This window comes from Marinobacter sp. OP 3.4 (assembly GCF_036224885.1).
In the GTDB taxonomy this organism is placed as follows: Bacteria; Pseudomonadota; Gammaproteobacteria; order Pseudomonadales; family Oleiphilaceae; genus Marinobacter.
The window spans coordinates 15,078-28,418 of record NZ_JAVVLT010000117.1 but is presented as its reverse complement, the minus strand read 5'-3'; the positions used below and the strand labels follow the sequence as shown (position 1 = coordinate 28,418).

Here is a 13,341-nt window from a genome sequence, read left to right as displayed (position 1 = left end):
TAGTAATGCCTGACACAGCCTCTGAAATGCTGCGAACTTATGTTAAGGGACACTACCGGTATACCACACCCATGGCCTCACGGACTTCCTCCAGGGTATCCCTGGCGGCGTCCCGGGCCTGGTCGGCCCCCTCCATGATGATCGCATGGATCAGGTCCGGATTGGACTCGTATTCCATGGCCCGCTCATGCAGGGGCCGCTGTTCCTCGACTATGGCGTCAATCACCGGTTTCTTGCAGTCCAGGCAGCCAATACCGGCGCTGCGGCAACCGGTCTGCACCCACTCGCGGGTGCTGTCGTCGGAATAGACCTTGTGGAACGCCCACACCGGGCATTTTTCCGGCTCCCCCGGATCAGTCCGGCGCACCCGCTGCGGGTCCGTCGGCATGGTGCGGATTTTCTGTGCCACCGAATCCGGGGCCTCCCGCAGGCCGATGTCATTACCGTAGGACTTGGACATCTTCTGCCCGTCCAGGCCCGGCATCCTGGAGTATTCGGTCAGCAGCGGCTGGGGTTCCGGCAGCAGCACCTTGCCGCCGCCCTCGATGTAACCGTAGAGGCGCTCACGGTCGCCCAGGGAGATGTTCTGCTGCTCCCGCAGCAGTGCCCTGGCGGTCTCCAGCGCCTCCAGGTCACCCTCTTCCTGGTACCGGCGCTTGAGGGACCGGTATAGGCGGGCGTTCTTCTTGCCCATCTTGACGATGGCGGCCTCCGCCTGTTCCTCGAAACCCGGCTCGCGTCCGTAAAGATGGTTGAACCGGCGGGCGATCTCCCGGGCGATTTCCACATGGGACACCTGGTCCGCCCCCACCGGAACCTTGCCTGCCCGGTAGAGCAGGATATCCGCACTCTGCAGGAGCGGATATCCTAGAAATCCGAAAGTTGCGAGATCTTTTTCACGTAGTTTCTCCTGTTGATCCTTGTAGCTGGGGGCCCGTTCAAGCCACCCCAACGGGGTGATCATGGATAGCAGGAGCTGGAGTTCCGCATGCTCGGGCACCGACGACTGCACAAACAAGGTGGAGGACCCGGGGTTTATTCCGACCGCCAGCCAGTCGATGATCATTTCCCACACGTTCTCGCGGATATGGGACGGATCGTCATAGCTGGTGGTCAACGCATGCCAGTCAGCCACGAAGAAAAAGCATTCGAATTCGTGCTGCAGCTTCACCCAGTTCCTGAGTACACCGTGATAGTGCCCGAGATGCAGGCGACCGGTGGGCCGCATACCGGACAGTACCCGTTGCTGGGAATCAACAGAACCCAATGCTTGAACTCCTTATGGTCACGATTGACCGGACATGATAAATCAGTCCGCCCGGGGATGACAGAGATCCTGCAGTCATCGAAGGGCCAGAACGAAAAACCCCCGCACCGGTCACACCAGGCGGGGGTTCTGTCTGCTACCGGTTGGTGCCCGTGGGCTTACCAGCCAGTGGCTTCCTTCAGGGCCTTGCCGATCTCGGCCAGGCTGCGCACGGTTTTCACACCGGCATCCTGCAGGGCGGCGAACTTCTCGTCCGCAGTGCCCTTACCACCGGAAATGATGGCGCCGGCGTGACCCATCCGCTTGCCCGGAGGCGCGGTGACACCAGCGATGTAGGACACCACCGGCTTGGTCACGTTTTCCTTGATGTAGGCGGCGGCCTCTTCCTCGGCGGTACCACCGATTTCACCGATCATCACGATGGCCTCGGTTTCCGGATCTTCCTGCAGCAGCTTCAGGATATCGATGAAGCTGGAACCGGGAATCGGGTCACCACCAATGCCCACGCAGGTGGACTGGCCGTAGCCGAAGTCGGTGGTCTGCTTGACCGCCTCGTAGGTCAGGGTGCCGGAACGGGATACGATGCCCACCTTGCCCTTCTGGTGGATATGACCGGGCATGATGCCGATCTTGCACTCGTCGGGGGTGATCACGCCCGGGCAGTTCGGGCCGATCATGCGGGCGCCCTTCTTGTCGACATACTCCTTGGCGTACAGCATGTCGATGGTCGGGATGCCCTCGGTGATGCACACGATCAGCTGGATACCAGCGTCAGCGGCTTCAATAATGGCGTCCTTGCAGAACGGCGCCGGCACGTAAATCACGGTGGCTTCCGCACCGGTCTTCTCCACCGCATCGCGCACGGTGTTGAACACCGGCAGGCCCAGGTGCTCGGTACCGCCCTTGCCCGGGCTGACACCGCCAACCAGCTTGGTGCCGTACTCAAGCGCCTGCTCGGAGTGGAAGGTACCCTGGGCACCGGTAAAGCCCTGACAGATAACCTTGGTGTCTTTGTTGATCAGGATGCTCATTATTTACCCCCTGCGGCTTTAACGACCTGCTCTGCGGCATTGGACAGGCTGGTTGCGGCAATGATGTTGAGGCCGCTCTCTTCGAGGACCTTGGTACCCAGTTCAGCGTTGTTGCCTTCCAGGCGTACCACCACAGGAACCTTGACACCCACTTCCTTCACGGCGCCGATAATACCCTCGGCAATCATGTCACAACGGACGATGCCCCCGAAGATGTTGACCAGAACCGCCTGGACGTTGTCGTCGGACAAGATAATCTTGAACGCTTCGGAGACCCGCTCCTTGGTGGCGCCGCCACCCACGTCCAGGAAGTTGGCGGGCTGGCCGCCGGACAGCTTGATGATGTCCATGGTGCCCATGGCCAGACCGGCGCCGTTGACCATGCAGCCGATGTTGCCGTCGAGGGCCACGTAGTTGAGTTCCCAGTTGGCGGCTTCCGCTTCGCGGGCATCTTCCTGGGAGGGATCGTGCATCTCCTGGATCTGCTTCTGGCGGTACAGCGCGTTGCCGTCAACGTTGATCTTGGCATCCAGGCAGTGCAGGTTGCCTTCGCTGGTGATCACCAGGGGGTTGATTTCCAGCAGCGCCAGGTCCTTGTCTTCGAACAGCTTGGCCAGACCCACGAAGATCTTGGCAAACTGGCCGATCTGCGGGCCTTTCAGGCCCAGCTTGAAGGCCAGTTCACGGCCCTGGTACGGCTGCGCGCCAACCAGCGGGTCGATCTCGGCCTTGAGGATCTTCTCGGGGGTTTCCTCGGCGACGGTCTCGATTTCGACACCACCCTCGGTGGACGCCATGAAGACAATGCGACGGGTGGCACGGTCAACCACGGCACCCAGATACAGTTCCTGATCGATATCGGTCAGGGACTCGACCAGAATTTTGCTGACCGGCTGGCCTTTCTCGTCGGTCTGGAAGGTCACCAGGTTCTTGCCCAGCCACTGCTCGGCAAACGCCTTGATGTCGTCCTTGTTCTTCACCAGCTTGACGCCGCCGGCCTTGCCGCGACCACCGGCGTGAACCTGGGCTTTCACCACCCAGCCGTCACCGCCGATCTTGTCAGCAGCCGCAGCCGCCTCGTCAGGAGTATCACAGGCATAGCCCTTGGATACAGGCAGGCCGTATTCAGCAAACAGCTGCTTGGCCTGATATTCGTGCAAATTCATAGTCAAGTGTCCCGCTTTTTGATGGAGGATAACCACATACGGAAATGAACCCGCTGGAACCCATTGAAACCAGCCCGGGCACCAGGCACGGTCTGACTTCGATGCGCTCCGTTATGCGAATTCGCTTCGGCCCGCCGGGGATCGCCTCAGCAGACCTAAACGCCGCTCCGGGCGGGAGTCCGCATGGCAGACTCCAGGTGTGTTCTCACCGTAACCGGCCGACACCATTGCCCGCCCTGCCCGGAACGTAAGCGCTATTTCTTCTTGCGACGGTTGGCCTTGTGAATAGCGCCACCATCGACGGCCAGGGCCGCTTCGTGCACGGATTCCGACAGGGTCGGGTGTCCGAAGCAGGTCAGCGCCAGGTCTTCGGCACTGGAGCCGAATTCCATGGCGATCACACCCTGGGCCACGATCTCGGAAGCCTGGGGACCCACCACGTGGAAACCCAGAATCCGGTCGGTTTTCTCGTCGGCAATGATCTTCACCATGCCGGACGCGGAGTTTGCCGCCATGGCGCGGCCATTGGCGGCAAATGGGAAGGTGCCCACCTTGTAGGCCTCACCCTCGGACTTCAGCTCTTCCTCGGTCTTGCCGACCCAGGCCACCTCTGGAGAGGTGTAGATGATGCTCGGGATGCAGTCATAGTTGACGGCTGGCTTGTGGCCGGCAATCCGCTCTGCGACCATCAGGCCTTCCTCGGATGCCTTGTGTGCCAGCATGAGCCCCCGCACCACGTCACCGATGGCCCAGACACCGGGCACCTCGGTCTTGCAGTGCTCATCCACGTAGATGTAGCCACGCTCGTCCAGGTTGACGCCGGAGTCTGCCGCCAGCAGGTTCTCGGTGTAGGGACGACGGCCAACGGCAACGATCAGCTTGTCAAACTTGACCTGCTCCTTGTTCTTGCCATCCTCGTAGTCCACGTAGACCAGCTTGCGCTTCACCTCGGCCTTGGTCATGCGGGCGCCCAGTTTGATATCCAGGCCCTGCTTCTTGAACTGCTTGAGGGCGTCCTTGGCCAGTTGCTGGTCGACTGCCGGCAGGAAGGTGTCCATGGCCTCCAGCATGGTGACCTGGGACCCCAGGCGGGCCCATACGCTGCCCAGCTCAAGACCGATAACCCCGGCCCCGATCACGCCCAGGCGCTTGGGCACTTCGTCAAATTCCAGGGCACCCTCGGAATCCACGATGTAATTACCGTCGAACGGCGCCGGCGGGATCTCGATGGGCTTGGAGCCACTGGCGAGGATCACGTTGTCGGCCTCGTAGACCTTGGTGTTGCCATCCTTGTCGGTGACTTCCACCTGACGGTTGGCCAGCAGCTTGCCATGACCGTGGATGGAGGTGACGCCGTTGGACTTGAACAGGCCGGCGATGCCGCCGGTCAGTTGATCAACGATTCCGCTTTTGCGTTCCATCATCTTGCCGATGTTGATCTTGAGATCGTTCAGTTCGATCCCCTGGTCGGCATAGCCGTGCTCGGCCTCCTCATATTTATGGGAGATTTCCAGCAGGGCCTTGGATGGAATACAGCCCACATTCAGGCAGGTACCACCCAGCACCTGTTGCTTGCCGTCTTCGGAAGTCCAGGACTCCACACAGGCGGTCTTCAGACCGAGCTGCGCCGCTTTGATGGCGGCCACGTAACCACCGGGGCCAGCGCCAATGACAATGACATCGTACTTGTCAGACATGTTCTATCCCGTTATCTGGTGGAAGCCCCGGGGGCTGTTGCCTCCCGGGGCTCCGGAATGGGTTTGTGGTGCTCAGACGTCCAGCAGGATGCGGGTCGGATCCTCAATCATTTCCTTAATGGCCACGAGGAACTGAACCGCTTCCTTTCCGTCGATCATACGGTGGTCGTAAGACAGTGCCAGGTACATCATCGGCAGGATCTCGACCTGGCCGTTCACCGCCATCGGACGCTCCTGGATCTTGTGCATGCCCAGGATGGCAGTCTGCGGCGGGTTCAGTATCGGGGTGGAGATCAACGACCCGAAGATACCGCCGTTGGTGATGGTGAAGGTGCCGCCGGTCATCTCGTCAATGCCCAGCTTGCCACCTTTCGCCTTCTGGCCGTACTCGACGATCTTCTTCTCGATATCCGCCAGGCCCATGCCATCCACATCACGGAGAACCGGAACCACCAGGCCACGATCGGTGGATACGGCCACGCCGATATCCTGGTAACCGTGGTAAACCATGTCGTTGCCGTCGATGGAGGCGTTCACCGCCGGGAAACGCTTGAGGGCTTCCGTCGCGGCCTTGGCAAAGAAGGACATGAACCCCAGCTTGATACCGTGGCGCTTCTCAAACGCTTCCTTGTATTCCTTGCGCAACTCCATGACCGGCTTCATGTTCACCTCGTTGAAGGTGGTGAGCATGGCGGCATCGGTCTGGGCCTGCACCAGGCGCTTGGCGATGCTGGCCCGCAGGCGGGTCATGGGTACGCGCTTCTCGGGACGATCGCCCACCGGCATCTCGGCCGCCGGAGCCGGCTGGGACGCTGCCGGGGCACCACCGGACGACTTGCCGTCGATATGGGCCTGGACGTCTTCCTTGGTAACGCGGCCACCCTTGCCGGAGCCCTTGATGCTGTCGGGATCCACGTTGTTCTCGTCGGCCAGCTTGCGGGCCGCCGGGCTCAGGATCGCCTCGCCGGATGTGGCCGGAGCGCTGTCACCGGAAGACGCTGGCGCCTCCTGCTTGGCCTCGGATGTCTCCTCCTTGCCGGAGTCGCCCTTGTCCGCAGGCTTGCTTTCGCCGGCAGCGCCTGCCTTGAACTTACCGATAACCTCGCCGCTTTCAACGGTATCGCCCTCGTCCTTGATGATCTCTTCGATGACACCATCCGCGGGCGCAACCACTTCCAGAACCACCTTGTCGGTTTCGATGTCGACAATCAGTTCGTCACGTTCGCAGGCTTCGCCGGGTTTCTTGTGCCAGGTCGCAACGGTACCCTCAGCGACCGATTCCGGGAAAACGGGGGCTTTAATTTCTGTTGACATTTCAAATCCTTACGTTGGGTATCTGGTCACAGTTCAAAGGCGTCATCTACCAGCTTTTTCTGCTGCTCGACGTGGACCGACATGTAACCTGCAGCGGGGGCGGCAGAGGCATCACGACCGGCGTATTCCAGGTATAGCTTCGGGTTCAGCCGCGAGAGTGCAGCCCGCATGTGGTGCTGACTGCAATACCAGGCCCCCTGGTTCATGGGCTCTTCCTGGCACCACACCGCGTTCTTGAGCTTGGTATACGGTGCCAGCAGCTCGTCCAGGTCGTCACCCGGGAACGGATACAGCTGCTCGATCCGGAAGATCACCACATCGTCGCGACCGTCGGTTTTCTTCTTCTCCAGCAGATCGTAGTACACCTTGCCGCTACAGAGGATCAGACGGGTCACCTTCTTCGGATCGGAAGGCTCCTTTTCGGGCAGTATGGTCTGGAACGTGCCCGAGGTCAGGTCATCCAGATCGGATGTGGCCTCTTTATGGCGCAGCAGGCTCTTGGGCGTAATGGCGACCAGGGGCTTGCGCAGGGGTCGCTTCACCTGGCGGCGCAGCATATGGAACACCTGGGACGGCGTGGTGGGCACACACACCTGGATATTGTGCTCAGCAGCCAGCTGCAGGAAGCGCTCAAGCCGTGCGGACGAGTGCTCCGGCCCCTGCCCTTCATAACCGTGGGGCAGCAGCAGTGTCAGGCCACACAGGCGGCCCCACTTGTGCTCGCCACTGGTCAGGAACTGGTCGATGACCACCTGGGCACCGTTGGAGAAATCACCAAACTGGGCCTCCCACACGATAAGCGCATCGGGAGTGGTGGTAGCGTAACCATACTCGAATGCCATCACCGCCTCTTCCGACAGCAGGGAGTCGTAGATTTCGAAACGCGGCTGCTTGTCGGACAGGTTGGCCAGCGAGGTATAGGTATCGCCGTCCTTCTGGTTATGGAGGATGGCATGGCGGTGGGAGAAGGTGCCACGACCGACGTCCTGGCCGGTGATACGGATCGGATGGCCCTCGTCCAGCAGGGACGCGTAGGCCATCATCTCACCATAACCCCAGTTGAGACCGAGGGCACCGGCCGTCATCTTCTTGCGATCCTCAACGATCTTCTGCACCTGGCGCTGGATGGAAAAGCCCTCGGGCACATGGGTCAGCTTCTTGCCCAGGCGCTGGATGTTCTTGAGGGTGACGCTGGTCTTGCACTTCGCGGTCCACTCATGCCCCAGGTACGGCGTCCAGTCAACGTAGAGCTCGGTATTGGGCTCCTTGACCAGGGACTTCACCACGTGCTCGCCATTGTCGAGGGCATCCCGATAATCGGTCTCCATCTGCTTGGCGTCGTCCTCGGACAGCACGCCCTCCTCCACCAACTTGCTGGCGTACAGGTGGCGCGTGCTCTTTAGCTTGCGGATCTTGTCGTACATGACCGGCTGGGTGGACGAAGGCTCGTCCGCCTCGTTGTGGCCACGGCGACGGTAACAGACCAGGTCGATGACCACGTCACGCTTGAATTCGTTGCGGTAGTCCATGGCCATCTGGGTGACGAACATCACCGCTTCCGGGTCATCGGCGTTCACGTGCAGGATCGGCGCCTGGACCATCTTGGCCACATCGGTGCAGTACTCGGTGGAGCGGGCGTCTTCCTGCTTGCTGGTGGTGAAGCCCACCTGGTTGTTGATGACGATGTGGATGGTGCCACCGATACCAAAGCCCCGGGTCTGGGACATCTGGAAGGTTTCCATCACCACGCCCTGACCGGCAAACGCGGCGTCACCGTGCATGATGATCGGTACCACCTGGGAGCCGTCGGTATCGTTGCGGCGGGTCTGACGGGCGCGAACCGAGCCTTCCACCACCGGCGAGACAATCTCCAGGTGTGAGGGATTGAACGCCAGCGCCAGGTGGATCTCGCCACCCTCGGTCATGACGTTGGAGGAGAAGCCCTGGTGGTACTTGACGTCACCGGAGCCGGAATCGGCCATCTTCTTGCCTTCAAACTCGTCAAACAGATCCTTGGGATTCTTGCCCAGGGTGTTCACCAGTACATTCAGGCGTCCACGGTGAGCCATGCCCAGCACAATTTCCTTGGCGCCGTAGCTGCCGGCACGCTGGATCAGCTCATCCAGACAGGGGATCAGGCTCTCACCACCCTCAAGGCCAAAGCGCTTCACGCCCGGATAACGGGAACCCAGGTACTTTTCCAGGCCCTCGGCGGCGGTCAGCCTCTCAAGGAGGTGCTTGCGGGTCTTGGCCTCATAGTTGGGACTGGACCGCACCGGCTCCATCCGCTGCTGGAACCAGCGTTTGATCCGGGTGTCTACCACATGCATGTACTCGGCACCGATGCTGCCGCAATAGGTCTTGCGCAGTTCATCAACGATATCACCGAGTTTCATCCGCTCGGAACCGAAGTTCAGGGACCCGGTCTGGAACTCCAGATCACGGTCCGCTTCCGTCAGTTCGTGGAATGACGGGTCCAGATCCTCCGCCCCGGGGCGCTGCCAGACACCGAGCGGGTCAAGCTTCGCGTCCTGGTGACCACGGAACCGGTAGGCGTTGATCATCTGGAGAACGCGGATCTGCTTGCGGTCGGCGTCGGTGGTGGCGGAGGCGGGAACACCGGCGCCACTGTAGAAGCGCTGGTTACGGGATATGTGCTCGAACTGTTCGCGGATGGTGGAGTGGGCAATGTCACGGGTATTACCGTCGACGCCCGGCAGCTTGTCGAAATAGCTTCGCCACTCTTCGGGAATGGCGTTGGGATCGGTCAGGTAGGTTTCAAAAAGCTGCTCAACATAGGCCAGATTCCCACCCTGTAGATGGGACGTCTGCCATAACTGCTCCATTATGCTTTCATGCATTTTGAATAGCTCACCTTGGACTGGTGCGGGGGAGCTTTTTATGGTCGGCCAGGGATATTTCTCAGTCAATACGGGTTTTTACCGGATCGACAACAGCCACCACAACGCTCACGGATGTTTTCCGTTCCCCGGTGGTTTTTATACTGAATCGCGCCGCGGCAGCGCTTTTTGGGCGCCGCCTGCGGCCCGATAGCTTGCCCTACCGGCCCTCACCTGCCAATCCGCCTTTGGTAGAAGGCTATCCGGTCAGGTGGAATCCAAGCCGGGAGGTCTGGCACTTCCCGAACAGTATAGCGGTACTCTGGGAAACCGCTGGTTACGTCGCCCGCTGAAGCAGCAGGTTACGAATATGGCCAATCGCCCGGGTCGGGTTCAGCCCCTTGGGACAGACACTGACACAGTTCATGATGCCACGGCAGCGGAACACGCTGAACGGATCGTCCAGGTCAGCGAGACGTTCCGCCTGGGCGGTGTCCCGACTGTCCGCCAGGAAGCGGTAAGCCTGCAGGAGACCTGCGGGACCCACGAACTTCTCCGGGTTCCACCAGAACGACGGACAGGCAGTGGAACAGCAGGCACAGAGGATACACTCGTACAGGCCATCCAGCTTCTCGCGGTCTTCCGGTGACTGCAGGCGTTCGATGGCCGGCTCCGGATTGTCGTTGATCAGGTACGGCTGTACCTTCTCGTATTGCTGGTAGAACAGGTTCATGTCCACCACCAGGTCACGGATGACCGGCAGCCCCGGCAGCGGGCGCAACACCAGCTTGCCGTTCTTGACCACTTCCGACGCCGGCGTGATACAGGCCAGACCATTCTTGCCATTCATGTTCATGCCGTCGGAGCCACAGACCCCCTCACGACAGGAGCGACGATAGGCCAGGGTTTCATCCTGTTCCTTGGCGATGGCCAGGATGTCCAGCACCATCAGATCCTTGCCTTCCGGAATCTCGATCTCAACATCCTGCATGTAAGGGGCGTTGTCAGTTTCCGGGTTGTAACGGTAAAGGCTTACCAACATTGTTCATGTCCCCCTTAATAGGTCCGAATCTTCGGTTCGAACGTCGGAACCGTTTTCGGAGCGAAGTTCACATCGCGCTTGCCAACCCGCTTGTCCAGCGGGAAATACAGGGAGTGCTTCAGCCAGTTCTCGTCATCACGCTCGGTGAAATCGTTACGGGCATGGGCACCACGGCTCTCTTTACGCTCATGGGCGGCAACGGCGGTGGCGTAGGCCACTTCGTACAGGTTGTCCAGCTCGAGCGCTTCGATCCGTGCCGTGTTGAAGGCGTTGCTGCGGTCGGTCAGCCTGGTGCGACGCACCCGCTCGCCGATCTCATCCAGCCGCTTGAGGCCCTTCTCCATACTCTCGCCGTCACGGAATACACCGAAGTAGAGCTGCATGCAATCCTGCAGGTCCTTGCGCACAGCCGCCACGTCCTCACCTTCGGAGGTGTTGTTGAGGCGATCGATGCGGGCCATGGCCTTCTGGATTTCCTCGTCGGTGGCGCCGTCGGTCTCGAAGCCGTCACGGATCATCTTCTCGATGTGCAGGCCGGCAGCACGACCAAATACCACCAGGTCCAGCAGCGAGTTGCCCCCCAGACGGTTGGCGCCGTGCACGGATACGCAGGCGGCCTCACCACAGGCGAACAGGCCGTCAATGGGCGCGTCGTTGCCGTTCTCGTCCTGGGTCAGGGCCTGACCGCCAACGTTGGTGGGAATCCCGCCCATCATATAGTGGCAGGTGGGAACAACCGGAATCGGCTCCTTCACCGGGTCCACATGGGCGAAGGTCCGGGACAGTTCACAGATACCTGGCAGGCGCAGGTTCAGGGTTTCCTCGCCCAGGTGATCCAGCTTCAGCAGCACGTGGTCCTTGTCGGGGCCACAGCCACGGCCTTCCAGGATCTCCAGGACCATGGAGCGAGCCACCACATCACGACCGGCCAGGTCTTTCGCGTTCGGAGCATAGCGTTCCATGAACCGCTCACCCTCGGCGTTGATCAGGTAACCGCCCTCACCCCGGCAACCTTCGGTCACCAGAACCCCGGCTCCGTGGATGCCGGTGGGATGGAACTGCCACATCTCGATGTCCTGCACCGGGAAGCCGGCGCGCAGGGCCATACCGATACCATCACCGGTATTGATCAGGGCGTTGGTGGTGGAGGAGTAGATACGGCCAGCACCGCCGGTAGCCAGCACGGTGGCCTTGGCCTTGATGTAGGCAACCTCACCGGTCTCGATCTCAATGGCGACAACGCCAACCACCTGGTTCTTGCTGTTCTTCACCAGGTCAACGGCATACCACTCGTTAAGGAAGGTGGTGCCACCCTTGAGGTTGGCCTGATACAGGGTATGCAGCAGGGCGTGGCCGGTACGGTCAGCGGCAGCACAGGTACGGGCGGCCTGGCCACCCTTGCCGTAGTCCTTGGACTGACCGCCGAACGGACGCTGGTAGATACGACCCTGTTCGGTACGGGAGAACGGCAGCCCCATGTGCTCAAGCTCGAATACGGCCTGGGGCCCAACGGAACACATGTATTCGATGGCGTCCTGGTCACCGATGTAGTCGGAACCCTTGACGGTGTCATACATGTGCCAGCGCCAGTCATCGTTGGGATCGGCACTGGCAATGGCGCAGGTGATGCCGCCCTGGGCAGACACGGTGTGGGAGCGTGTCGGGAACACCTTGGTAATACAGGCGGTGTTAAGGCCGGACTCGGTCAGCTGCAGGGCAGCCCGCATGCCGGAACCACCGCCACCAATGACGATCGCGTCGTAGGAAATGGTCTTGATATTAGCCATCTATTAAAGCCCCCAAAGAATCTGAATGCCCCAGACAACATAGACAAACATTACCGTGCCGCAGACGGCCTGGAACAGGAATCGCGGCAGGGTTGCCTTGATGTAGTCGGTAGAAACGGTCCACAGACCGACCCATGCATGACCACCGAGAGCGATCAGGGTGCCCAGACTGAAGATGCGGAACCAGGTCTGGCTGAACAGACCGGCCCAGGCTTCGTAATTGACATCGGTGGTCAACATGAATCCGAGCAGGAAGATGGTATAAAGGGCCAATACGTAGGCACTGACGCGCTGGACCATCCAGTCATAGACGCCGCTGCGACCTGGATTCGTGATGCTGTTTACTGCCATACCCATACCCCCGCGAGAATGATCAGGATTACCGAAATCACCACTGTAAGCTTGGCCGCGAGACGACCGCTGTGGAGTTCCTCACCGATGCCCATGTCCATCAGCAGGTGCTTGATACCCGCTACAAGGTGGTACAGCAGGGCCGACAGGATGCCCCAGATGATCAGCTTCGCCAGGAAGCTGTCCAGCAGTTCATTGACGCGATTGAAGCCAGCTTCCCCGGACAGCGATACGTCCAGCCCGTACAGCAGGAAGGCGATACCCACAAACAGGATGACACCACTGATACGGTGGAGAATGGAAGTAATGGCAGGTAGCGGAAAATGAAACTTGCCGAGATCGAGATTAACTGGTCGTTTGCTATTCACAGCGCTCTCACACTCTCTCTTTACTCCGCGTTGCCGGACTGGCCGGGGCGGATGGTTGGTATGAAGGATGACCGTGTCGGCACGCCGTTGTGTCCGCACAGATTGGTCGGGAGGGAGAACATCACCGCAGACGTCGTTGCAGGCGTTCCATAAGGTATGTCCCCGTTTCCGGGCTAGGGATTATAAGGAGTGCCCCCGGGAATTACAAACCGGCAAAGCCGGAAAACCCTGTCAGATCAGGCCATCCACTCAGCTATTGTGGTAATTGACAAAATCTATTCGAGACGCAATTACCACCCGTCTCAATGCTACCCGGCCCGCTTTGATACTCGAATTTACCAGCCGGGCGCCTCCATTTTAGATCACAATGAGGTATCATGCCCGGATCGAATCCGTATCTTTTATCTCGCCGCGCATTGACAAAAAAAGCCAACACCCTATATTTTGCCGCCGGTTTACCAATAATACGCGCCTTCCC

The 13,341-nt window shown here is 60.1% G+C and carries 10 protein-coding genes; all 10 read right to left on the bottom strand.

Features of this window, described 5'->3' with window-relative positions:
• Positions 1-52 precede the first annotated feature (52 nt).
• The 10 genes from RO069_RS20080 to sdhC all read right to left on the bottom strand — a co-directional run bounded on the left by RO069_RS20080 (position 53) and on the right by sdhC (position 12,863).
• Complete coding sequence (locus RO069_RS20080) at positions 53-1,267, bottom strand: tryptophan--tRNA ligase (RefSeq protein ID WP_328189847.1); 1,215 nt, start codon at positions 1,265-1,267, stop codon at positions 53-55.
• Positions 1,268-1,425: 158 nt separating this feature from the next.
• Complete coding sequence (sucD, locus tag RO069_RS20075) at positions 1,426-2,298, bottom strand: succinate--CoA ligase subunit alpha (RefSeq protein ID WP_328189846.1); 873 nt, start codon at positions 2,296-2,298, stop codon at positions 1,426-1,428.
• On the bottom strand, positions 2,298-3,464 hold the full coding sequence (gene sucC, locus RO069_RS20070) for an ADP-forming succinate--CoA ligase subunit beta (RefSeq protein WP_328189845.1): 1,167 nt from the start codon (positions 3,462-3,464) through the stop codon (positions 2,298-2,300). The genes sucD and sucC overlap by 1 nt, the downstream gene beginning before the upstream one ends.
• Before the next feature lie 254 nt (positions 3,465-3,718).
• Positions 3,719-5,161, bottom strand: coding sequence for a dihydrolipoyl dehydrogenase (lpdA, locus tag RO069_RS20065; RefSeq protein ID WP_328189844.1), 1,443 nt, complete (start codon positions 5,159-5,161; stop codon positions 3,719-3,721).
• A 72-nt stretch (positions 5,162-5,233) separates the two neighbouring features.
• Complete coding sequence (gene odhB, locus RO069_RS20060) at positions 5,234-6,475, bottom strand: 2-oxoglutarate dehydrogenase complex dihydrolipoyllysine-residue succinyltransferase (RefSeq protein ID WP_328189843.1); 1,242 nt, start codon at positions 6,473-6,475, stop codon at positions 5,234-5,236.
• Between the two features lie 26 nt (positions 6,476-6,501).
• Positions 6,502-9,336: a 2-oxoglutarate dehydrogenase E1 component gene (locus RO069_RS20055; RefSeq protein WP_328189842.1), complete on the bottom strand. Its 2,835-nt coding sequence runs from the start codon at positions 9,334-9,336 to the stop codon at positions 6,502-6,504.
• 316 nt (positions 9,337-9,652) lie between these two features.
• Complete coding sequence (locus tag RO069_RS20050; RefSeq protein ID WP_328189841.1) at positions 9,653-10,357, bottom strand: succinate dehydrogenase iron-sulfur subunit; 705 nt, start codon at positions 10,355-10,357, stop codon at positions 9,653-9,655.
• Positions 10,358-10,371: 14 nt separating this feature from the next.
• Complete coding sequence (gene sdhA / locus RO069_RS20045; RefSeq protein ID WP_328189840.1) at positions 10,372-12,144, bottom strand: succinate dehydrogenase flavoprotein subunit; 1,773 nt, start codon at positions 12,142-12,144, stop codon at positions 10,372-10,374.
• A gap of 3 nt (positions 12,145-12,147) precedes the next feature.
• The gene (gene sdhD / locus RO069_RS20040) at positions 12,148-12,501 is read right to left on the bottom strand and encodes a succinate dehydrogenase, hydrophobic membrane anchor protein (RefSeq protein ID WP_328189839.1); all 354 of its coding nucleotides are present in this window, start codon (positions 12,499-12,501) and stop codon (positions 12,148-12,150) included.
• Positions 12,486-12,863 carry a succinate dehydrogenase, cytochrome b556 subunit gene (sdhC, locus tag RO069_RS20035; RefSeq protein WP_328189838.1) on the bottom strand — a complete coding sequence of 126 codons (378 nt, stop codon included), beginning with the start codon at positions 12,861-12,863 and terminating at the stop codon, positions 12,486-12,488. The genes sdhD and sdhC overlap by 16 nt, the downstream gene beginning before the upstream one ends.
• Positions 12,864-13,341 lie beyond the last annotated feature (478 nt).

What these genes read in the sequence shown, in the direction of transcription:
- sucD (WP_328189846.1), bottom strand. Translation starts at nt 2,298, where the DNA reads ATGAGCATCCTGATCAACAAAGACACCAAGGTTATCTGTCAGGGCTTT.
- sucC (WP_328189845.1), bottom strand. Translation starts at nt 3,464, where the DNA reads ATGAATTTGCACGAATATCAGGCCAAGCAGCTGTTTGCTGAATACGGC.
- lpdA (WP_328189844.1), bottom strand. Translation starts at nt 5,161, where the DNA reads ATGTCTGACAAGTACGATGTCATTGTCATTGGCGCTGGCCCCGGTGGT.
- odhB (WP_328189843.1), bottom strand. Translation starts at nt 6,475, where the DNA reads ATGTCAACAGAAATTAAAGCCCCCGTTTTCCCGGAATCGGTCGCTGAG.
- RO069_RS20055 (WP_328189842.1), bottom strand. Translation starts at nt 9,336, where the DNA reads ATGCATGAAAGCATAATGGAGCAGTTATGGCAGACGTCCCATCTACAG.
- RO069_RS20050 (WP_328189841.1), bottom strand. Translation starts at nt 10,357, where the DNA reads ATGTTGGTAAGCCTTTACCGTTACAACCCGGAAACTGACAACGCCCCT.
- sdhA (WP_328189840.1), bottom strand. Translation starts at nt 12,144, where the DNA reads ATGGCTAATATCAAGACCATTTCCTACGACGCGATCGTCATTGGTGGC.
- sdhD (WP_328189839.1), bottom strand. Translation starts at nt 12,501, where the DNA reads ATGGGTATGGCAGTAAACAGCATCACGAATCCAGGTCGCAGCGGCGTC.